General features: G+C 66.4%; 15 protein-coding genes. 10 read left to right on the top strand and 5 right to left on the bottom strand.

The window, feature by feature from the left end:
* Positions 1 to 294: 294 nt before the first annotated feature.
* The 5 genes from I0D00_RS13430 to I0D00_RS13410 all read right to left on the bottom strand — a co-directional run bounded on the left by I0D00_RS13430 (position 295) and on the right by I0D00_RS13410 (position 5,815).
* The gene (locus tag I0D00_RS13430; protein WP_213640341.1) at positions 295 to 1,635 is read right to left on the bottom strand and encodes a class-II fumarase/aspartase family protein; all 1,341 of its coding nucleotides are present in this window, start codon (positions 1,633 to 1,635) and stop codon (positions 295 to 297) included.
* Between the two features lie 242 nt (positions 1,636 to 1,877).
* The gene (locus tag I0D00_RS13425; protein ID WP_213640340.1) at positions 1,878 to 2,960 is read right to left on the bottom strand and encodes a zinc-binding dehydrogenase; all 1,083 of its coding nucleotides are present in this window, start codon (positions 2,958 to 2,960) and stop codon (positions 1,878 to 1,880) included.
* A 266-nt stretch (positions 2,961 to 3,226) separates the two neighbouring features.
* Positions 3,227 to 3,589 (bottom strand): YqfO family protein, encoded by a 363-nt coding sequence (locus tag I0D00_RS13420; protein WP_213640339.1) that lies wholly within the window; start codon positions 3,587 to 3,589, stop codon positions 3,227 to 3,229.
* Between the two features lie 11 nt (positions 3,590 to 3,600).
* On the bottom strand, positions 3,601 to 4,458 hold the full coding sequence (locus I0D00_RS13415) for an N-acyl homoserine lactonase family protein (protein ID WP_213640338.1): 858 nt from the start codon (positions 4,456 to 4,458) through the stop codon (positions 3,601 to 3,603).
* Positions 4,459 to 4,852: 394 nt separating this feature from the next.
* Positions 4,853 to 5,815: a helix-turn-helix domain-containing protein gene (locus I0D00_RS13410; RefSeq protein ID WP_213640337.1), complete on the bottom strand. Its 963-nt coding sequence runs from the start codon at positions 5,813 to 5,815 to the stop codon at positions 4,853 to 4,855.
* A gap of 174 nt (positions 5,816 to 5,989) precedes the next feature.
* On the opposite strand from I0D00_RS13410, the gene I0D00_RS13405 reads away from it, so the two are divergent.
* The 10 genes from I0D00_RS13405 (at position 5,990) to I0D00_RS13360 (ending at position 21,092) form a co-directional block, all read left to right on the top strand.
* Complete coding sequence (locus I0D00_RS13405) at positions 5,990 to 7,972, top strand: TonB-dependent receptor (protein ID WP_213640336.1); 1,983 nt, start codon at positions 5,990 to 5,992, stop codon at positions 7,970 to 7,972.
* Positions 7,969 to 9,021 (top strand): methyltransferase, encoded by a 1,053-nt coding sequence (locus tag I0D00_RS13400; RefSeq protein ID WP_213640335.1) that lies wholly within the window; start codon positions 7,969 to 7,971, stop codon positions 9,019 to 9,021. Before I0D00_RS13405 ends, I0D00_RS13400 begins: the two co-directional genes overlap by 4 nt.
* Positions 9,018 to 10,283, top strand: a complete 1,266-nt coding sequence (locus I0D00_RS13395; RefSeq protein WP_213640334.1) for an MFS transporter — start codon at positions 9,018 to 9,020, stop codon at positions 10,281 to 10,283. The genes I0D00_RS13400 and I0D00_RS13395 overlap by 4 nt, the downstream gene beginning before the upstream one ends.
* 93 nt (positions 10,284 to 10,376) lie before the next feature.
* Positions 10,377 to 12,791, top strand: a complete 2,415-nt coding sequence (locus tag I0D00_RS13390; protein WP_213640333.1) for a thiamine pyrophosphate-binding protein — start codon at positions 10,377 to 10,379, stop codon at positions 12,789 to 12,791.
* Between the two features lie 25 nt (positions 12,792 to 12,816).
* Positions 12,817 to 15,336, top strand: coding sequence for a prodigiosin MAP biosynthesis aminotransferase PigE (pigE, locus tag I0D00_RS13385; RefSeq protein WP_213640332.1), 2,520 nt, complete (start codon positions 12,817 to 12,819; stop codon positions 15,334 to 15,336).
* A 179-nt stretch (positions 15,337 to 15,515) separates the two neighbouring features.
* Positions 15,516 to 16,688 carry a molybdopterin-synthase adenylyltransferase MoeB gene (moeB, locus tag I0D00_RS13380; protein WP_213640331.1) on the top strand — a complete coding sequence of 391 codons (1,173 nt, stop codon included), beginning with the start codon at positions 15,516 to 15,518 and terminating at the stop codon, positions 16,686 to 16,688.
* A gap of 45 nt (positions 16,689 to 16,733) precedes the next feature.
* Positions 16,734 to 17,168: a M67 family metallopeptidase gene (locus I0D00_RS13375; RefSeq protein ID WP_213640330.1), complete on the top strand. Its 435-nt coding sequence runs from the start codon at positions 16,734 to 16,736 to the stop codon at positions 17,166 to 17,168.
* Positions 17,169 to 17,222: 54 nt separating this feature from the next.
* Positions 17,223 to 17,495 carry a MoaD/ThiS family protein gene (locus I0D00_RS13370; protein WP_213640329.1) on the top strand — a complete coding sequence of 91 codons (273 nt, stop codon included), beginning with the start codon at positions 17,223 to 17,225 and terminating at the stop codon, positions 17,493 to 17,495.
* A gap of 91 nt (positions 17,496 to 17,586) precedes the next feature.
* Complete coding sequence (locus tag I0D00_RS13365; RefSeq protein WP_213640328.1) at positions 17,587 to 19,446, top strand: CoA transferase; 1,860 nt, start codon at positions 17,587 to 17,589, stop codon at positions 19,444 to 19,446.
* Complete coding sequence (locus I0D00_RS13360) at positions 19,443 to 21,092, top strand: AMP-binding protein (protein ID WP_213640327.1); 1,650 nt, start codon at positions 19,443 to 19,445, stop codon at positions 21,090 to 21,092. The genes I0D00_RS13365 and I0D00_RS13360 overlap by 4 nt, the downstream gene beginning before the upstream one ends.
* Positions 21,093 to 21,101: the final 9 nt, after the last annotated feature.

The following is a 21,101-nucleotide window of genomic DNA, read 5'->3' as shown; positions in this document are numbered from 1 at the left end:
GCTTATGTTGCCCCGCCGCCTGTTCTGGCATCAGGCGACGTCGAATAAATCCAATTATTCCGCTAAATAAGCCTATCCACACAGCCTGAGCGCTATCGCGCAAGCCCCATGGGCTTTTCCAGTACCGAGTGCGCCGGCAGATGCGGACACGCCCGGCACGAGGGCTTCATTCACAGCTGTAAAACGCAGAAGCCAGGGGGTCAGCCCTGGCTTCTGTTGACACCGGTGGGCCTCCCCTAAACCGAGGACGGCCTGGCAAGCCAGCAACGGATCTCTGACTGGCTCTCCATTGCTTCAGCCGGCAGTAACCCTGTCGACGATCAACTGCGACAACCCCAGATAGGATGAAGGCGATAGCACCTTTACCAGCGCATCTTGATCGATGTATCGAGTGACATCCTGGTTTTGCGACAGCACATCGTACAAGGAGCAGTCATGGCTCTGTGCTTCGAGGCAGGCTTCATAGACGATGTCGTGAGCGGCCTGCCGGCCTACGTGTGGCGCCAGCGCCATCATGGCGGCCTCGGCGACGATAAGACCTTTGCTGATGTCGAGGTTCTTGGCCATTTTATCGGGGAACACTTCCAGGCCCTCTAGCAAGAAGACCGCCTGAGAAAGCGCACAATGTGCCAGGACAAAGGCCTGGGGCAGCCCGATCCACTCTGCGTGCCAAGGGCCTGTCGCCCGCTCGAAGTCAGCTTCCTGGGCATCCATCAGCAATCCAGCGGCCTTGATGACACCCATATTGCAGCCACGAATGACCTCGCAGGAAATTGGATTGCGCTTCTGTGGCATCGTCGACGACGCACCGCGATCCTTGACGAAGGGCTCGGCAACTTCGGATATCTCGTCCATGCACATGATCATGATGTCGAGCGCGATCTTACTCAGCGATCCGGTCATCAACGCGAGGGCGCAAGCCACTTCGGCAAACCCGTCCCGGGTCGCATGCCAAGGAGCGTCCGGGGTTACAAGGTCCAGCTCTTCGGCCACGGCGCCCGTCAGCAATTCAGCCTTGTCGCCGATGGAGGCCAGGGTACCTGCTGCACCCCATAGTTGAGCCATCAGCACGCGCGGACGCAGCTCCTGAAGACGGCTTTGAGTGCGACGAAGGCTGTCGAGCCAGACCGCCGCTTTGTAGCCAAAGGTGACCGGCAATGCATGCTGCAGATGGGTGCGCCCCGCCATTACGGTGTTGCGGTGCTCTTTGGCGAGCACGATCAGCGCTTTTTCCACCCGCTTGAGGTCCCTGTCGATCAACTCCAGTCCATCGCGAATCTGGAGTACCGATGCGGTGTCCATAATATCCTGAGTGGTCGCCCCCCAATGGACGTAGCCGCCGGACTCGCTGCCGGAGGCTTCAACCAATTGACGCACCAAGCCGAGAATGGGGTAGCCCACCGTACCGGTGTCATGGGCCAGGCGGTCCATGTCAATCTGGATAGTGCTAGCAGCCTCGTCGATCTTCCGAGCTGCGTTTTCCGGGATAAGCCCGAGTTTTGCCTGGGCGCGAGCCAAGGCCGCCTCGGTTTCCAGATAGGCCTTTACACGCGCGTCGTCATTGAAGACCGCCTGCATTTCCTGCGAGTGGAACAGTGGCGCAAATATTTTCGAATCTAGAATCGAAGACGTCATTTGGAACTCCTCAGCGGTAGCGAGTTAATTGTTGATGACCAGTGCCATATGAGAACGGCGCTGCGCAGGGGCCTGGATAGGGATCGGCAAACTGGCTGCGCTCGTGGCAGCCAACTCGCCGAGAGGCAGGCTGAGCAACCAATACGGCCTAATACTGTCTCGCTTTTACGAACCTGGGACACGGTTCCGCGCAGTGCCTGCTGGTCAATCGATATTCGGACTGTCCAGGTCCTGCTTGGCGCTTACTTCATCACGATCGAAGCACGGGTCACCTTGCGCGACATGGAGTCGGAAAGTGCCAGCTCTACGTCTTCGAGCGAGTACTCGGTATCGAGGATTTTATGAAACGGCAGTTTCTCGATGTTTTCACTCAGAAACTTCAGCGCCTTGTACAGGTAAACGGGCTGGTAGCGCATCACCGGGATGATGGTGATCTGGCTTCGGGTGATATAACCGGGGTCAATGGCAATGGTTTTGCCCGGGGTTACATTGCCCATCGTGACGAACTTGCCGCCGCTACGAACCAACTCCAATCCCTCGGCAAACGCCTCGGGCACACCAGCCACTTCCAGGCAAACATCAGCGCCACGACCATTGGTGAGTGCCTTTACCGCTTGAATTCGATCGTCTTTGGTCTGCTGCTCGCGCATGTCGATGATATGGTCGGCGCCGAACTCCTTGGCCAGTTCGAGTCGATTCTTGTCTGCGTCGATTACAATGACGCTAACCCCTTTGCGTTTGGCAAGGGCGATCGCGTAAATCCCCAATCCACCTGCGCCCTGAATCACCAGAGTGTCTTGGGTCGTGATCTCTGACAAGTCGATGCCGTAGTAAACTTGCGACAGGGCGCAGTTCGCCCCGGCAGCCAATTTGTCGGGAACGTTGTCAGGAACCTTGTAGAAAAACTGCCCGGGATGGATGTAGTAATGCGTCGAGAATGTGGTGTGGAAGTGCGGCGCTTCTTCTGGTTGCCTGGCCCAGAAGCTGTAGGCATTCTCGCAAAGGTTGAGTTTGCCCGACAGGCAGGAGGGGCAGCGCTGGCAAGCGATAAAGTAGGTGGCGGCAATACGGTCGCCCACCTTGATAGCGGCGCCGGCATTATCAGTCAAAACCCCTTCGCCGATCTGGTGGACCAAGCCCACCGTTTCGTGGCCCAGGCCGCCACTCTTCTTCGGGTGGTGGCCGCACCATATATGCAGCTCCGAGCCACAAACGTTACTGCACAGGACTTTGGTAATAATCGATCCAGGCTTGGGCGCGGGGATATCATATTCCTGGAATTCTATCTGTCCAGGCTGCTTCATTACTGCAATCTTGCCTATCATAATGATCTCACTGAGAACCTATTGATTTTATGGTCGGAAATACATTCTGGAGCTTTGCCGCCCGCCTTGAATGCTGATAGCGCAATTCGCTGTTAGGCTTGGCGATCCATCGACGCGCTTTGCAGTGTGTATTTCCACGACAGCGTCGGAGGCGATTGGCGATTCGGCAGTGGCCAATACAGCTTCAGGCAGACAGTGGGCCAGAGAGCCGAGATGCAAGCTCCCTGGGCCGCTGAGTTTGACCTCTACGGGGTGTAGAGTTGCCGTCAAACAACGCCGTTTTTGCGAGTGTCTACCGACTCGGTGATGCAGATGACTGGCTCGTCCCATGGGTGGTGCTCGAAAATGCTTGCAACCACTTTGGAAAGGAGTTCCTTATCTCGAGGGATCGAAAACTCGATCTTTGTCGAGGCGATGGAAAAAGGCTTGTCGATTTCCCCGCCATAGGTATCGGAACCGGCGCGTGGCGTGCACCTTTCTATGCCGGGGTGAGAGCACCAGGAGACGCCATCATAGTTTCCGTACTTGAGATTGGTGGCACTGGCAATAGCGTCCAGGACCTGCTCCAGGTAGTCCGCGATCACATAAACCTTGATTCGAAATGTCTCAACAAACATGATGTTGCTCACGGCCGGTCCTCTTATTCGTAGAAGCCATCAGTTGATTTTATGAGGGAGTTGAACTGCTCACTGTCATGGCCAAACCAAACATCGGAGCCGGTCTGCTTGGAAAGCTTCTGGATTCTCTCCACTGTTCTCATGTAGCCGAGCGAGTCATAAATGGTCGCGGGCAGCCTGCTCGGATTGCTGTAATTTTCTGCCGAATAGACGGCGTCGGATGCCAGAATCAACGGGCCATGGCCAGGAAGTTCGATGTGCAAGCCAAGCATGCCATAGGAGTGACCGCCACCGAAGTTCAGGATCCGGATCCCATCGAGCAGATCCAGATCGCCTTCAGCTTCCTTGACTACCCGCCAGGTCAGGTCGTTCTTGATCCAGGCATCCACATCGTCCCAAATAAACCCTTCGGCGGTTCTGTTTTGGGCGTAGTTCGAAAGGGCGGCGTTGAACTCATTCTGGTGAACGATGATTTTTGCGTTGGTGAACAACTCCAGGCAGCCCGAATGATCGAGGTGCAAGTGGGAGACGACTACATAGTCGACATCGCGCGGGTCAACGCCGATTTCCGCCAGGCGACTATGCAGGTGACAGTCCTGGCCATTGACCTCCGCCGTATAGTGAAACATGTCCTGAATTTCTTTGGGCCACCTGCCGTTCTCACCCATGCTGTTGGGGTTGCACGCAGTGTCGAACAGCACCTTGCCGTCTGGGTGGTCGATGAGCACGGTAAAAATGGGGAACTCAATCAACTCGGCGGGCTTGTTCGGATTGTCGATAGTGGCCGGGTTGTGCATGCTGATCATGAAGTTCTTATCCATCTTCATGCGGCCATTATCGAGAACGTAAACTTTGGGTATTTGCTTGATGAGATTGGACATGGTTATTCCTCGTATTGTTCTTCGTCGGTCGCCGGGTTCGTAAACCTGCTTATTACGGATTTCATACTGCGCAATATGCGGCCAGAACAAAATTCAAATATTTTCTGATAAGCAGTAGGAAAACTTATGCTGCAGGTCGGCGCCGACAGGCGACCAGCGCAGGCCTGTTCAGGCTGGCGCGGTGCGATACCGCGGCGAGAGTCCCCGGTCTCGAGGTGTGGAACCCGTGCATCGACAGCCTGCACCCGGGCGGCGCGGCTCTTCTCTGGCCTTGCGCGGTGCCGCCATTGCGTGCGGTGGATCGCTGCCGGGCAGGCTGTTGCCGTGTGCAGCGGCCAGTGCCGGGCTTGCCGAGGGGCAGGAGAGGGCGGCGCTCGCCAAGCCCGGCAGCTAGCTAGCGCCTCTTGCCGAATACCGACTTCGGCGACTTGCCGAAGAAGCTGGAGAAGGCGGCGCTGAAGTTGTTCGGGTGGCGGTAGCCCACCCGGTAAGCGGCCTGGGCGACCTGGCAGCCGGTCTCCAGCAGCGCGTAGGCTTTGCGCATGCGCAGCTCGTTGAGCATCTGGTGCGGCGTGGTCTTGAAGTGCTGGCGGAAGCCCTGTTTGAACTTGAACTCGTTCAGGCCCACCGCTGCGCTGAGGTAGGGAACGGTGAGAGGCTGGTCCATCTGCTCGAGCATCAGGTCGCGGGCCCGCTCCAGCTTCTCGATATCGGCCAGGCCGAGTTGCGGCGTGCTCCTGGTCGGCGGGGCAATGGAGCCCAGCTGTTCGGACAGCAGGGTCAGGGCGTGGATATGGGCGTCCAGCGTGCCGCCGCTGTTCTGCAGCAGGTGCTGGGCCAGGGCCCCGGCATGGGCACTGCTGGCGCGGGAGGTCTTGTGGAAGGCCAGCTGGCGGATGCGATCGGTTGCCAGCAGGGCTGCGGCCCGCTCGGCACCGAGGTAGCGACAGAGAACGCCTTCGCCGACCAGCAGGCGTAGTTGGGAGACGGTCGATCCGGCCTCGTAGCAACGCTCGCCATGGCTGCTGCGGAAGGCGGTGATGGTGGTGTAACCGGCCCGGAAGTCGAGGGAATAGCCGTCCGTGCCCGTGTAGACCGAGCGCCCCTGGATGCCATAGGTGATGACCAGCATGCGCCGATCGTGGGGATTGACCGTTTCTTCGGCCAGATTGCGCGTCGGGTGGTAGCGCGAGCGCACCACCACCAGGCCATCGTCCAGCGGGAGACGTTCGGAGTAACACTCGCCACAGGTCTCTGGCAGGCGGTGACGCTCCCAGCCGCTGTCTTGGCGTTGGCTCAAACGGGCCTGGGTCATCGCCAGGCGGTGCGACTGCAATGCTTTCTGGATAGCGGCCATGCTCTGTTTCCTCCCTTATGGATACAGGTAGATCCTGATTTCATACAAACATACATGATACTCATTCGTATTTATCTCTAAGCTTCCCCATCGTCAATAGCACGAGTCAGATGACAGGGACCCTGCGTACGGGGCTTCGCCGGGTCCATCTGCGCTTGATTCAGCGGGGAAACGATGGCTAAGCATGCTTTATCGGGCGCCGGAGTGCTGGTAATCGCCCACATTCTGGCGGTTGCGGCCAGGGCCGAGCAGGTCCTGCCGTCCGTCACGGTGACGGCCAACAAGCACGAGCAACGACAGGAGCAGGTGCCGGGCAGTCTCTCGGTGTTCTATGGCGACGATCTGCGCGCCGCGGCCGTGGAAGACCTGCAAGGTCTGGCACGGCGAACGCCGAGCTTCGCCTTCCAGCCGTTCGGCCAGTCGGGCACCAATCTCCCGGTGATGCGGGGGCTGACCTCCAGCGCCACCGCCTTCTCCTCTTCGATGCTGATGCTGGTCGATGGTGTCCCGACCCTCATGGGTCAGGGGTTCGACAGCAACCTGCTGGGTGTCGAGCGGGTGGAGGTCCTGCGTGGGCCGCAAGCGACGCTGTACGGGCGCAATGCCGAGACCGGGGTGTTGAGTCTCCATACGCGCCAGCCCGGCGACAGTCCCTATGCCCTGGTCGATGCCAGCCTGGGGAGTCGCGACAGGCGTTCGCTGCGCTTCGACCTCAGCCAGGCGCTGGTGGCGGACAGCCTGTATGCCGGCATCGCCGGCGAGTGGCTGGAGCAGGACGGCTTCATCGACAACCGCCAGCGCGGCGGCCGCGAGGACGACCGCGCGCGGCGCAACGGCCGCGCGGTGTTGCGCTGGACGCCCTCGGCGCGCAGCAGCGCCACCCTGCGCTACAGCCGCCAGGACTACCGGGACGGCGGTTCGCAGTGGGGGGGCGTGAACTCCTCCCGGCGCGAGGTGCGCTCCGGGACGTCGAACTGGAATCGCTCCAGCGGGCGTACGCTGGCGCTGGATCTCGCCCAGGAACTGGGCGACGGCCTGAGGCTGCGCTCGATCACCGCGGGCAACGACTTCCATGACCGGGTCCGCCAGGACAGCGATTTTCTGCCCGCCGACCTGCTGCGGGTGGAGCGTGACCATCACCTGAGCAACCTGTCCCAGGAACTGCGCCTGGAGGGCGAGACCGGCAGCGGCCAATGGCTCTTGGGTTTCTACGCGGATCGCGACGACCACGACCTGGATTTCCGTCAGCACTCACCCATGGGCCAGAGCCGCACCCGGGTGGACCTGGGCGGCAACTCCACCGCGCTGTTCGGCCACTGGACGCTGCCGCTGTCCACGCGCTGGTCGCTGAGCCTGGGGGCGCGCATGGAACGGAACAGGGTCAAGCTGTCGGCCCGCAGCGGCACACGCAAGAGCGACGCCTGGCAACGTCTCAGCCCCAAGCTGGCGCTGCAGTACCAGTGGTCGCCGGACGCCCAGCTCTACGCCAGTTACGCCGAAGGTTTTCGCGCCGGGGGCTTCAACGCCTTCGCCGCCGCGGCGGACTTTCCCGGCTACGGCCCGGAGCAGGTGCGCGCCTATGAAGTCGGTCTCAAGGGCTGGGGCGCGCAACACCGCCTGCGCTACGCCGCCGCGCTCTACTGGATGGATATCGACGACATGCAGGTCCAGCAGATCGTCGTGCCGGGCGCCGTTTCCATCAGCAACGCCGCCGAGGCTCGCTCCACCGGCCTGGAGCTGGAGGCCGAGTACCTGCTGGGAGACGATTGGCGGCTACAGGGCGCACTGGGGATCAATCGCACCCGCTTCGAGCGCTTCCGTGACCGCAATGCCGATCACCGGGGCAATCACAACCCCTTCGCCCCGGATCTGAACGGTCACCTCGGCCTGCGCTACGACGCCCCAGCCGGCTGGTACGCCCAGGCCGGCCTGAGCGGGGTGGGGCGCACCTATCTGGATTCCGCCAACCGTTTCAGCCGAGGCGGCTACACCCTGCTCGACCTGCGTGCCGGCTACCAGTACGCGCACTACGGCATCACCCTGTACCTCGACAACGCCACGGACAAGCGCTACGACGCGGTCGGCTTCCTCAATGGCATGGCCCGGGTGTACAGCGAGCCCCGTGAACTGGGCCTGCGCCTGAGCTACCAGTTATGAGCCGCCATCTGCCCGCTGAGGCCCGCCACCCCCTGCAACCTTACTGGGAGGTCTCCCTGGCGGCGGTACAGGCCGATGCCCTGCGCGTGGCCCTGGAGCTGCAGCTGTTCGAGCGGCTCGTCGAGCCGCTGACGGCGGCCGAGACGGCCGCGCGTCTGCAACTGCACCCGGCGAATACCGCGCAGCTGCTGGAGCTGCTCTGGAGCATGCGCCTGCTGGAGCGCCGGGGCGTGGATGCAACGCCGTGCCAGTGGCGCTATGGCACCGGGGCGGTCGCGGGGCAGTACCTGAGTCGCGTGTCCCCTGATTATTGTGGCGATGCCTGGCTGTTCCGTACCCAGGCGCTGCGCCATTTCGGCGACCAGCTGGGTGAGCAGGTGCGCAGCGGCCGGGCCAGCATCGCACCCCATCTCGCCGGGACCGGAGCCAACTGGCAGGCGGCGGCGCGCCTGCAGATCGCCCAGGAGCAGCGCGCCGTCACAGCCGCGGCGGCACTGGCGCTGGTGAGCCGCCTGCCCGAATTCGCCGCTGCCGAGCGCCTGCTAGACCTGGGCGGCGGTCCCGGCCTGGTCGCCATCGCCCTGGCCGAGGCCAACCCCGTGCTCGGTGGCGAGGTGTTCGATCTGCCGGAGGCCGCCAGCGTGGCCCAGGAGAACATCGCACGGGCGGGGTTGGCCGGGCGCCTGCGGAGCCGGGGAGGCGACCTGTCCCGCGACGCCCTGGGTGAAGGCTACGACCTGATCTGGTGCTCCTCGGTGCTGCATTTCGTGGCCGATCCCCACGTCGCCCTGTGCCGGATGCTCGCCGCACTGCGGCCGGGCGGGGTGCTGGTTTGCGCCCAGGCGGAGATCCCGCACAGCCCGGATGCGGCGTTGGCAATGCTGCCCTACTACCTGTCGATGCGCATGCTCGGGCGCCATGTGACGCGCGCGGGCGAGCTGTACCAGGCCCTGGCGCGGGCCGGCTTCGGCGGGTTGGAAACGGTTCGCGAGGTTCCGTTCCCCATGACCCCGGTCACCGCCGTGATCGGCCGCCGGAGCGTGCCATGAGCCGCGCCGCGACCCGCCTGCTGGGGCGCCAGGCGCTGTTCGGCTGGCTGAACTTCGCCCTGGCGCTGCCGAGCATCTATCTGCTGCTGGGCTTGCCGCTGGTGATGCGCCAGCACGGCTGGTCGGGCACCGACATCGGCCTGTTCCAGCTGGCCGGGCTGCCGGCGCTGTTCAAGTTCCTCCTGGCGCTGCCGGTCGAGCGCTGGCGCTTTGCCGGCGGCCACTACCGGGGCTGGGCAGTGCTGCTGTGCCTGTCGCTGGCGGCGACCCTGGTCCTGATCGGGCGTCAGGAGCTGCTCGGCAGCCGTGGGCTGCTGTTCCTCCTGGCGCTGTGTGCCGGTGTCCTGGCGACCTGGGCGGACATTCCGGTGAACGCCCTGGCGATCAAGCTGCTGCCGGAAAGCGAGCGCATGCGCGCCGGAGCGATACGCTCGGCGGCGCTGTTCCTCGCGGCCATCGCCGGTGGCGGGCTGATGCTGCTGGTGCACGCACGCTGGGGCTGGCAGGCGCCGTTCCTGCTGATGGCGGCGGCGTTGCTGCTCGGCGCCGCGCTGCTGCCGCTGCTCGGCGAGGCGGCGCTGGCGCCGCCTGCAGCATCCCCGGGGACTGCGCCCGGGGATGGCTGGCGCGGCTATTTCGAGCAGCCGGGCGCGCGCCTGTGGACCTTCCTGCTGCTGCTCAGCTTCCCCTTTGTCGGCGCCTGTTGGCTGTACCTCAAGCCCCTGCTGCTGGACCAGGGCATGTCGGCGGAGCGGGTGGCCTGGCTGGCCGGGGTGGGCGGCGGGGTGGTCGGTGCCCTGGCCAGCGTGGCGAGCGCCCGGTTGATTCGCGTCATCGGCGCCGCGCGGGCGATGCCGTTGTTCACCGGTTTCGCCTTGCTCGCCCTGGCCGGCCTGACCACGGCGGTCTGGCTGGATGCGGGTGCGTTCGGCTTGGTCGTCGGCGCGGCGTTGATCGCGGCGGCCATGGGGGCCATCTCCGCGCTGGTCTTCGGCCTGATGATGTTTTTCACCCGGCAGCAGCGCCAGGCCGCCGACTACGGCCTGCAGGCCAGCCTGTTCGTGGTTTCGCGCCTGGCGGTGCCCGTGCTCGCCGGGGTGGCCCTGGATCGCCTGGGCTACACCGGCATGCTGCTCGGCTTGACGCTGGCCATGCTCGGCGTGGCCGGCCTGGCCCTGGGCAGTCGGCGGACCCTGGCACAGGTGACGGAACAGGAGGGGGGGCGGCTGGGCGCCATGGAGGCGGACGGGCGCTGCCCTTGAAGGAGCATGATGCGCGTGACGCTGTACAGGCGCGCAAAGGGAGTCGCGGGCGACACCCGCGGCAATTGAGAAACCTGTGCAGAGGATGGATCCATGAAGGGAGTGCTGGGGATATGCCTGATCACACAGGCGCAATGGCTGTTCGAGGACGTGGCCTTCGTCGTCGAGCAGCTGCAGAGGGGGCTGGCCGTAGCAGCGGGCGAGCCCTGGAGCGCCGCCGAGTGCGTGGCGGAAATGTGTCGGGCGCTGGGCGGGCAGCCGCGTAGCGAGGCGGTGCTGGAAACGTTGATGGTCCAGGCCGAGGACTATCTGCAGGCGAGCACTGCGGCCAACCGTCAGGAGCTGTCGGTGGAGCTGCTGCATTTCCCCACGCCGGAGGTGGCGCTGGCGCAGTTGCCGCGCCACACCGCCGGCCCGCAGGTGGAGCTGTTCATCGTCGACGCCAGCGCGCTGCCGGAGGCGGGGGATGACCCGTTCGAGGCGCTGTTCGCCGCCTGTGGTCGCGGGGGCCATGGCCCCCGCCTGTCGCCCCATTCGGCGCTGCTCTACTGCTCCGCTGCGGCGCTACCGGGCTGGATGACGCGGGCCGGTGGCAACCGTCACCTGCGTGTCCCGCCGGAGGACCGCGCGGCCGGGCGTGCCGACCTGCTGCGGATCGCCGTGGACCACCTGGAGCACGGCCACTTCAACCGCATGCTGGCCCGCTCGATCAGCACGGCCTTGCCGCCAGTGAGCATCGCCACCGAGGTGGCACGCTTCATGGGCGAACGCTGGCCGGACCACTGGGACTTCCATTCCTACACCGGCTCCATGGTGGCCGGGCTGATCCAGTCCATGCAGCAGCGCGTGGCCGGCAGCGGCGTTCGCTGCCTGCACGGCTGCAACGAGCACAGCCTGGCGGTCGCCGCCCTGGCCGGCTGGCAGCTCTACGGCCGCGCCTATGTGATCGCGGTCACCTCCGGGATGATCGACGAGTTCCGCGGCACCCTGGCCAACCTCAAGCGTGCCGGCGCCCCGGGGCTGATCATCTGCGCGGACAGCCCGGACAACGCCTGGTTCGCCTTCCAGGGCACCCTGGACGCCGACCACGATGGCCGCCAGGTGATCGCCGCACGCGGCCTGGGCCACGTGTTCATCCGCAAGGTGGACGAGGTGGCGGCCAAGCTGGCGGAGGCCTTCGCCCTGCTCGCCGAGCGCGCCGAGCCGGTGTTCGTGCTGGCCACCCAGGCGGTGCTGGAGTCGCGCCCGCAGCAGCCCCTGGACGTCGGCCTGCCGTCGCCCGCCGCGCCGGCGCCGCAGCGCCTGAGCGAGGTGCAGCAGGCGGCGCTCGACGAGGCGCTGCGCCTGATCAACCAGGCGCCGCTGCACATGCTCTGGCAATGCGGCAGGCTGTCGGAGGCACAGCGCGAGCGGGTCTACCGGATCGCCGCGGCGGCCGGCATCGCCCTGGCCGACAGCATCACCCAGCCGGGCAGCGTCGGCCCCTATCACCAGGGCCAGGCGGTGCCGAACTACCTGGGGCCGCTGTCGCTGTACGGCTTCAGTCGGCGCGTCTACCGCTTCCTGCACGAGCGGCATGAAGTCGTCGGGCCGGACGCGATGTGCCTGTTCTTCCTCAAGAGCAAGGTGGACCAGGCCGCCACGCCGTTCTCCGAGGGCAAGCTGAAACGTCAGGTACGCGTGGTGCAGGTCAACCACGAGCCCCGCCACCGGTCGCCCTTCACCGACCTGGCGCTGGACATGCCGCTGGACCTGTTCCTCGACCAGGTCCAGGCCAGGCTGGCGGTGGCGCCCGAGGTGCTGGCGCTACGCCGGGCCAGGCTGGCCGCCGTAACTGCGATCAGCGAAGCGGTGCCGGTGGATCACATCGCCACCGTGCCGATGACCGCCAACTACTTCTTCCTGCGCCTGGGCAGTCTGGTGCGCGAGCTGATCGAGGACGACGGTTATCGCTATACCGGCATCTACGACGTCGGTCGCTGTGGCATCTCCGCGCTGCGCAACGTACCGCGCACCGGCCCGGGCTTCTCCGGCTGGTACGGCCGGGCGCTGATGGGCGACGCTCTGATGGCATTGCCGTATATCGCCTGCAGTGCCGCGGATAACGTGCTGGCCTTCGTCGGCGACGGCGCGCGGGCGCTGGTGCCGGACATCGAGGCCCGCCTGCTGGCCGGCCTGGCCCAGGACCCGCGCGGCGCGGCGAAGAATGTCACGCTGTTCTATCTGAGCAACGGCGTGCTGTCGATGATCCAGACCTATCTGGACAAGCGCTACGCGCACAACGGCGCGCGCCAGGTGGCGGTGACCGCGCCGGCGCCGGCGCCGGCCGTCGAGCGGGCAGGGGCGATCAGCCTGTGCCGCAGGCGGATGCTGCAGTTCGACGCCGACGGCCTGCGCAGCGCCCTGAGCAGCCCCGGGCAGCTCAACATCATCGACGTGATGCTGGCCCACAACTCCGACGGAGACGGCCTCAGCCTGGTCTCCGAAACCGCCTGGAACCGCCAGTGAAGCTGGCCACAAGGACTCTCGAACCATGAAATTCGGATTCATCGCGCACCCGACCTCGGTGGCACTCAAGCGTCACGTGAAGATCCTCGACCTGTTCGAGCGCAACCTCGCCGAACAGGACCGCGGTTACCACCCCGATCTGTGGCAGCGGCGCAACCTGGTGCCCTTCGCCGACTTCGGGCGCATCGTCAGCGCCCGTGGCGCGGTCTGCGAAGGCATCGTCCATTACCTGCCGCTGACCGCCGAGGAGATGCTCGCCCAGCCGCGTGCCATCGCCCGGCGCGTGATCGAGGGCGTGGACAGCCTCAAGGAGCAGGGCGCCCAGCTGGTCGGCCTCGGCGGTTTCACCGCGATAGTCGGTAACCGCGGCCTGCAGACCCTGGAGCGTACCGGGGTTCCGGTGACCACCGGCAATTCGCTGACCGCCTACGCGGCCTACCGCAACGTGCTGGAGGCCATGCGGCAGCTGGAGGTGGACCCGCTCGACACCGAGGTCGCGGTGGTCGGCTACCCCGGCTCCATCGCCCTGGCGATCGCCAGGCTGCTCGGCCGCGAGGGCTGCCGCCTGTGCCTGATCCACCGGGGCGGCGAAGAGCAGGCCCGCCAGGGCCTCGACTACCTGCCGGCGGAGCTGCGCGGGCGGGTACGCCTGAGCAACGACATACAGAGCTGCTACGCCGGCGTGCGCTTCTTCGTCGCCGCCACTTCCAGCGGCGGGGTCATCGACCCCTATCGACTGGCGCCCGGCTCGGTGGTGGTCGACGCCGCGCTGCCGCGGGACGTGATGCCCTACCGGCGCGACCGCAACGACATCCTGATCATCGACGGCGGGCTGGTCTCGGCCGGCTCCACGCTGCGTTTCGGCGGGGAGAGCCTGGGCATGGCGCCGAAGAAATTCCTCAATGGCTGCCTGGCGGAAACCCTGGTGCTGGGCCTGGAAGGGCGCGCGGAAGCCTTCTCCATCGGTCGCGAACTGCCGGAGGACAAGGTGCTGGAGATCGGCCGCCTGGCCGAGGGCCACGGCCTGCTGCCGACACCCATGGCCTCCTACGGCGAGCGCCTGGGCGCGGCGGATTTCCAGGGGCTGCGGCGTTTTCACCAGAGGCCCGGCCAGCCTCCGGTCCCGCTCGAGGGCCCACAGCTGCGCGCCGAGGCCCTGCGCTGCTTCGGCGAGCACATCAATCCGATCCTCCGCGAGTTCTACGCCTTCAACCACATCGAGCGGGTGTTCGGCCATGGCAGTGGCTGCTGGCTGACCGATCTGGACGGCAGCCGCTACCTGGATTTCGTCGCCGGGTACGGCTGCCTGAACACCGGGCACAACCACCCGCGGATCAATGCCGCGCTGCAGCGCTACCTGCAGCAGGAGCAGCCGACTTTCGTCCAGTACGTCTCCGTGCCGCTGCAGACCAGCCTGCTGGCCCAGCGCCTGAGCGAGCTGGCGCCGGGCAACCTGGGACGGGTGTTCTTCAGCAACTCGGGCACCGAGGCGGTGGAGGCGGCGTTGAAGCTGGCGATCGCCGCCATGGATCGCAGCTGGGCCTCGCGGCTGCTCTACTGCGACAACGGCTACCACGGCAAGACCCTCGGCGCGTTGTCCGTCACCGGCCGCGACAAGCACCGGCAGCCGTTCAAGCCGCTGTTGCCGCGCTGCGACTCGATTCCCTTCGGCGATATCGAGGCGCTGGAGCAGGCCCTGCTGCAGGGCGACGTGGGCGCCTTCATCCTCGAACCCATCCAGGGCGAAGGCGGCGTGCTGCTGCCGCCGCCGGGTTACCTGGCGCGGGTCCGCGAGCTGTGCAGCGAGCATGACTGCATCCTTATCCTGGACGAGATCCAGACCGGACTGGGACGCACCGGCAAGCTCTTCGCCTGTGAATGGGAGGGCGTGGCGCCGGACATCCTGGTGCTGTCCAAATCCCTCTCCGGCGGGGCGGTGCCCATCGGCGCCACGCTCTCGCGGGCGGACCTGTGGGACCGCGCCTACGGCAGCATCGACAGCTTCGCCCTGCACACCTCGACCTTCGGCGGCGGCAACCTGGCGGCCGCATCGGCCCTGGCCACGCTGGACGTCATCGAGAGCGAGGACCTGGCCGGCAATGCGCAGCGGGTCGGCGGGCTGTTGCAGCAGGCCTTGCGCGAGGCGGTGGCGGACTATCCCTTCATCCGCGAGGTGCGCGGGCGCGGCCTGATGATCGCCATCGAGTTCCACAGCAGCTTCGCCGGCGGCGTGGAGGCTTTCGTGCGCGAGTTCGCCAGCCGCATACCGGGCAACGCCATGGCCAGCTACCGGATGATGTCCGGCAAGGCCAAGCAGTTGCTCCGCGAGGCGGTCGACGAGCTGGAGAAGAACTTCGAGGAGATGTTCGTGCTGCGCTTCGTCACCAAACTCTCCGAGGAGCACCGCATCCTCACCTTCGTCACGGCCAACAACAACCGGGTCATGCGCATCCAGCCACCCTTGCTGCTCGACGAGGATCAGGCTCGCGCCTTCGTCGATGCCTTCGCCGCGGTCTGCCGGGACATGTCGACATTTCTCGAGTGAGGGTAGCGCGCGAAGGGGGCGAGCGGCCGCCTTCGCGCGCCTGAGCACGGTCTGTGGGGCGGGCTCCGCCGTGCATATGAATGGGTCCCGAAGGCATACGAAATCCGCCCGGCCGTCGATTGCCGGCTGGGGTGGGATATTCGAGACTCTTTCTCAACCAGTCATTCAGGGATCCGATGATGAAACTTTCCGCTTTGGTCGAACCCGTCGCCGAGCTGAGCCGGGACGAGGTCTCCCGCTACAGCCGCCATCTGCTGATTCCCGACGTGGGCGTCGAAGGTCAGCGCCGCCTCAAGAGCAGCAAGGTGCTGGTCATCGGCGCCGGCGGCCTGGGCTCCCCGGCGTTGCTCTACCTGGCCGCGGCCGGGGTCGGCACGCTGGGGATCATCGACTTCGACGTGGTCGACGAGTCCAACCTGCAGCGCCAGGTGATCCACAAGCTGTCCATGGTCGGCCGGCTGAAGGTCGACAGCGCCGAGGCGGCCCTGCGCGAGCTGAACCCGCACGTCGAGCTGCGTCTCTACCGCGAGCGCCTCGAGCCGGAGATGGCCGTGCAGCTGTTCGCCGAGTACGACCTGATCGTCGATGGCACCGACAACTTCGCCACGCGCTACCTGGTCAACGACGCTTGCGTGCTGGCCGGAAAACCCTATGTATGGGGCTCGATCTTCCGTTTCGAGGGGCAGGCCTCGGTGTTCTGGGAGGACGCCCCGGGCGGGGTCGGCCTCAATTACCGCGACCTGTATCCGGAGCCGCCACCGCCGGAGATGGCGCCGTCCTGCTCGGAAGGCGGGGTGTTGGGCATCCTCTGCGCGTCCATCGGCGCCATCATGGCCACCGAGGCGGTCAAGCTGATCACCGGTATCGGCGAGTCGCTGCTGGGCCGGCTGATGGTCTACGACGCGTTGGACATGAGCTACCGGCAGATCCCCCTGCGCCGGGCGCCCGGCCGCCAGCCGATCACCGCGCTGAGCGACTACCAGAGTTTCTGCGGCCTCACGCGCCCGCTCGGGGTGCAGGACTCGGACATGCCCTCGATCACGGCCCCGGAGCTCGCGGCGCTGCGCCAACGCGGCGAGCGCCATGAGCTGATCGATGTCCGCGAGCGCACCGAGTGGGACATCGTGCATATCGAGGGCGCCCACTTGATCAGCAAGGGGCCGGCGGCGGCCGGCGAGATCGCCGCGCGCTTCGCCAAGGACACGCCGTTGGTCCTGCACTGCAAGAGCGGCCTGCGTTCCAGGGCGGTGCTGCTCGAGCTGCAACGCCAGGGCTTCGGCGACGTGCGCAACCTGGACGGCGGCATCCTCGCCTGGATCCGCGAGGTGGACAGCACGCTGCCGACCTACTGAGCCGGTAACGGCTCCCACTCAAAGGGACTCTGGAGCAAGGACGCCATGCTGATCATCCTTTCCGAACTGCTCGACGCCATGCTCGCCATGGCGCGCGAGGACCATCCGCTGGAAACCTGCGGTGTGATAGTCGCGCCAGTGGGGTCGCCGCTGCCGACGCGGCTGATTCCGATGCGCAACGCCGCGCAGTCGCAATCCTTCTTCCAGTTCGACCCGCAGGAGCAGTTGCGCGTCTGGCGGGAGATGGAGTGCCGCAACGAAGAGCCGCGGGTGATCTACCACTCCCATACCCACTCGGCCGGATACCCCAGCCGCGACGACATACGGCTCGCCGGCGAACCCCAGGCGCACTACGTGATCCTCTGCACCGCGCAGAACTGTGGCCCGCCGGTACGCAGCTTCCGCATCGTCAACGGCCAGGTGACCGAGGAAGGCATCCAGGCGGTGGCGCAGTACCCCGCCGCGGTGGTTTCCCGCTGAGTCTTGCCGGCCGCGCGCTCACTCACCTTCATCATCAAGACCAAGGAGTCAGGTATGCCCGTTTCCGTTGCCATTCCCACCCTGTTGCGCCCGTTCACCGCTGAGCAGAAGCGCGTCGAGGCCGAAGGCGCCACCGTGCGCGAACTCATCGAGGGCCTGGAAGCGCACTATCCAGGGATCAAGGAGCGTCTGCTGGATGCCGATCAGATGCACCGCTTCGTCAACCTCTACGTCAACGACAACGACATCCGCTTCGCCGACAACCTGGAGACGGCGCTGCAGGATGGCGACAGCGTGACCATCCTGCCCGCCGTCGCCGGCGGCTGAGTTCCGGGCTTTCCGGCATTTCGCGTCCGCGCCGCCAGCCTCGAAGCGCTGGCGCGCGGGTTTTCATGGATCGATCGCGGCGTTCAACCCTATGTCCATTCCCCTGGCCGGATGCACCCTTGCCGGCGCCTTTGCCCATGTCCCACCGGCCTTCGCCCCCGTGGCTACCGCCGTTCTCAGTCAAGCCCGGGCCCTGGGCATAGAACTCGGCCCCGCCACGGGGAGCGGCGCCTCGGGGCTAGATTTTCATTTCGAGGTCCCGGGGCTCGCACCTATCGCCGCCAGCCTCTGCGGCTGGGCCGACGGCTGCAGCCACGGCGCCAGCGAACTGACGGTACAGGCCGCCTCGGGCCTGATGGCCGTGCATGGCCGCGCCAGTGGCGGGGCGCGTCCCCTGGGCCTGGACTACGTCTCGACCCTGGCCGCCTGCCTGGCCATGCAGGGCGTCTTCGCCGCCGCCGTTGGCCAGTTGCGCGGCGCCGGGCAGACGCGGGTCGAGCTGTCCCTGGCCGCCGCCGCGGCATTGGGCGTCGGCCAGTACCTGGCCGGTGCCACCGCCCCGGAAGGCGCCGAACGCTTGTTGCCGGGCTGCAGTTCGCCACGTCAGCGGCCGCCGTTCACCTCCGCCGACGGTGTGGTGTTCGAGCTGGAGACCCTGGATGCCGGGCCCTGGCGGCGTTTCTGGACGTCCCTGGGGGTGCCGGACGAACTGGCCGGCAAGGGCTGGAGCGCGTTCCTCATGCGTTACGCCAAGGCGATTTCGCCGTTGCCGGCAGAGCTGATGGAGGCCCTGGCGCGCCAGCCCTATGGGTGGATCGCCGAGCGCTGCCGGGACAGTGGGGTGGCCATCTGCCCGCTGCGCAGCCTGGCCGAGCGGCTGGCCGACGATGACCTGCCGCCCCTGCTGGAGCGGGGACCCTGGGCGTTCGGGCCGGGCCGGGCAGCGGCGGCGCCGCTTCCCGCCGTTGCCCGGGGGGCGTTGCCGTTGCACCGGGTCACCGTCATCGAGTCGTGCCGGCGCATCCAGGGCCCGCTGGCCGGCCACCTGCTGGCGCTGCTCGGCGCCGAGGTGGTGCGTATCGAGCTGCCCGGCGGCGATCCGCTGCGCGGCATGCCGCCGCTGGCGGACGGTTGCTCGGTGCGCTTCGACGCGCTCAACCGTCACAAGCGGGTGCGCGAAGTGGATATCAAATCGCCGCGGGGCCGCGCCGAGCTGCTGGAAATGGCCAGCCAGGCCGAGGTGTTCCTGCACAACTGGGCGCCCGGCAAGGCGGCCGAACTGGGGCTGGACGCGGACGACCTGGCGCGGGTCAACCCGGCGCTGGTCTACGCCTACGCGGGCGGCTGGGGCGATGACCAGCGCCTGCAGCGGATGCCGGGCACCGACTTCATGGTGCAGGCCTATTCGGGGGTGGCGCAACGGAGCGCCCGGGCCTCGGCGGGCGTCGGCGGTTCGCTGTTCACCGTGCTGGACGTGCTGGGCGGCGTGGTCGCGGCCCAGGGCGTCAGTGCAGCCCTGCTCAAGCGTGCGCTGGATGGCGAGGCGGGGCGGGTCGACAGCTCGCTGCTCGGCGCCGCGACCCTGCTGTGCCATGGCGAGTTGCAGGCCCTGCGCGCCGGCAACGCGCCGGCCCAGCCGCTGCTCGCCGGCGTCTATCCCACCGCCCGGGGACAGCTGGCGCTCGAGTGCCACGAGGCGGTGGACCTGCAGCGCCTGGCCGGCGCCCTGGACTGCCAGCTGGCGGCCGAGCCGGCCTTGCGTGACGAGCAGCTCCGCCGTTGCCTGGCGGCCCGCGATGCCCTGGCCTGGCAAGAACTCTTGCGGGAGTTCGGCCTGGCCGCTTCCGCGGTTCGAGAAGACCTGTCGGCGTTGCATGAAGACGGGCGGATTAAGCCGTGTTTGCGTACGGATACCTACACCCTGGTCACGTCTCCCTGGAGTTTCACATGAACAACTCAGGCATTATCGATCTGGTTCCCCAGTCCGTTCGCCGCGCGTGGGCGCGCGATGGGCTCTATCCGAACAAGTCGGTGTTCCAGCTGTTCCGGCAGCATGCCGAGCACTCCCCCGACAGGCTCGCGGTACTCTCGCCGGAAGGCAGCATCGCCTATGGCGAGTTGCTCGAGCAGGCCCTGCGCCTGGCTGCGAGCCTGCGGGCGCGGGGCATAGTGCCCGGCGATGTGGTCGCCTATCAGCTCACCAACAGCTGGCGCTGCTGCGCCATCGACCTGGCGGCCGCCGCCCTGGGCGCGGTGGTCGCGCCTTTCCCGCCGGGACGTGGGCGCCTCGACATCGAGTCCCTGCTGCGCCGTTGCGACGCCCGGGCGGTGATAGTGCCGGCCGAGTTCGGCGGCATCGACCTGTGCGAACTGGTCGATTCACTGCGTCCGACCCTGTTGTCGCTGCGCGTGCCGATAGTCGAGGGTGCGGCGCAGCGTGGCTGGGAGTCCCTGGAGCAGTTGCTGCAGGCCGAGCCCCTGGGGTTCGAGGCGCTGCCGCAGGTCTGCCCCAACTCGCCGGTGCGCCTGCTGGTGTCCTCCGGCACCGAGTCGGAGCCCAAGCTGGTGGCTTATTCGCACAACGCCCTGGTCGGCGGGCGCGGGCGTTTCCTGCAGCGCCTGCATGCGCAGGGCGAGAGCTTCCGCGGCATGTACCTGGTGCCCCTGGGGTCCTCGTTCGGCTCCTCGGCCACTTTCGGCTGCCTGTCCTGGCTGGGTGGCTCCATCGTGGTGCTGCCGAAGTTCGACGTGACGGCGGCGATCCAGGCCATCGAGACCCTGCGGCCCACCCATATCCTCGGGGTGCCGACCATGCTCCAGCGCATCGCCGCCGAACCGCGCTTGGCAGACGTCGACAAGTCCAGCCTGCTGGGCCTGATCAGCGGCGGCTCGCTGATCGACGAGGCCAGCGTGCGGCGCTGCGTCGAAGCCTTCGGTTGTGGCTTCATCAGCCTGTACGGCTCGGCCGACGGGGTGAACTGCCACAACACCCTCGACGACTCGCTCGAGGTGGTGCTGCGCAGCGTCGGCAGGCCCAACCCGAGCGTCTGCGAGATCCGCATCGTCGACGAGCGGGGCGCCGAGCTGCCCCCGGGGGAGGTCGGCGAGATCAAGGCGCGCGGGCCCCTGAGCCCGATGCAGTACGTCAACGCGCCGGAGCTCGATGCCCGCTACCGCGACGCCGAGGGCTGGGTGTGCACCGGTGACCTGGGCTATATCGACCGCGACGGCTGTCTGGTGCTGGCCGGGCGCAAGAAGGACATCATCATCCGCGGTGGGGTGAACATCAGCCCGGTGCAGATCGAGATGCTCGCCACCGGCCATCCCGACGTGGTCAGTGCCGCCTGCGTCGCCGTGGCGGACGCCGACCTGGGGCAGCGCGTATGCATCTGCGTGACGCTGCGCCAGGGCGCGCCGCGCTTCGCCCTCGGCGAGCTGACCGAATACCTGCGCGCCCAGGGGCTGGAGGTCAACAAGTTGCCGGAGTACCTGCGCTTCTACCGGCAACTGCCGCTGAGCCCGGCCGGCAAGGTCGACAAGAAGCTGCTCGCCGCCGAGATCGCGTTCCTCGAACGCGGCATCGGCATCGCCTGTTGAGGAGGTGCC

It is taken from the genome of Pseudomonas lalucatii (genome assembly GCF_018398425.1).
GTDB classification, from domain to species: Bacteria; Pseudomonadota; Gammaproteobacteria; order Pseudomonadales; family Pseudomonadaceae; genus Aquipseudomonas; species Aquipseudomonas lalucatii.
The sequence above is the reverse complement of the archived record's forward strand: the minus strand, read 5'-3'. Positions and strand labels throughout refer to the sequence as shown.

What these genes read in the sequence shown, in the direction of transcription:
- I0D00_RS13430 (WP_213640341.1), bottom strand. Translation starts at nt 1,635, where the DNA reads ATGACGTCTTCGATTCTAGATTCGAAAATATTTGCGCCACTGTTCCAC.
- I0D00_RS13425 (WP_213640340.1), bottom strand. Translation starts at nt 2,960, where the DNA reads ATGATAGGCAAGATTGCAGTAATGAAGCAGCCTGGACAGATAGAATTC.
- I0D00_RS13415 (WP_213640338.1), bottom strand. Translation starts at nt 4,458, where the DNA reads ATGTCCAATCTCATCAAGCAAATACCCAAAGTTTACGTTCTCGATAAT.
- I0D00_RS13410 (WP_213640337.1), bottom strand. Translation starts at nt 5,815, where the DNA reads ATGGCCGCTATCCAGAAAGCATTGCAGTCGCACCGCCTGGCGATGACC.
- I0D00_RS13405 (WP_213640336.1), top strand. Translation starts at nt 5,990, where the DNA reads ATGGCTAAGCATGCTTTATCGGGCGCCGGAGTGCTGGTAATCGCCCAC.
- I0D00_RS13400 (WP_213640335.1), top strand. Translation starts at nt 7,969, where the DNA reads ATGAGCCGCCATCTGCCCGCTGAGGCCCGCCACCCCCTGCAACCTTAC.
- I0D00_RS13395 (WP_213640334.1), top strand. Translation starts at nt 9,018, where the DNA reads ATGAGCCGCGCCGCGACCCGCCTGCTGGGGCGCCAGGCGCTGTTCGGC.
- I0D00_RS13390 (WP_213640333.1), top strand. Translation starts at nt 10,377, where the DNA reads ATGAAGGGAGTGCTGGGGATATGCCTGATCACACAGGCGCAATGGCTG.
- pigE (WP_213640332.1), top strand. Translation starts at nt 12,817, where the DNA reads ATGAAATTCGGATTCATCGCGCACCCGACCTCGGTGGCACTCAAGCGT.
- moeB (WP_213640331.1), top strand. Translation starts at nt 15,516, where the DNA reads ATGAAACTTTCCGCTTTGGTCGAACCCGTCGCCGAGCTGAGCCGGGAC.
- I0D00_RS13375 (WP_213640330.1), top strand. Translation starts at nt 16,734, where the DNA reads ATGCTGATCATCCTTTCCGAACTGCTCGACGCCATGCTCGCCATGGCG.
- I0D00_RS13370 (WP_213640329.1), top strand. Translation starts at nt 17,223, where the DNA reads ATGCCCGTTTCCGTTGCCATTCCCACCCTGTTGCGCCCGTTCACCGCT.
- I0D00_RS13365 (WP_213640328.1), top strand. Translation starts at nt 17,587, where the DNA reads ATGTCCATTCCCCTGGCCGGATGCACCCTTGCCGGCGCCTTTGCCCAT.
- I0D00_RS13360 (WP_213640327.1), top strand. Translation starts at nt 19,443, where the DNA reads ATGAACAACTCAGGCATTATCGATCTGGTTCCCCAGTCCGTTCGCCGC.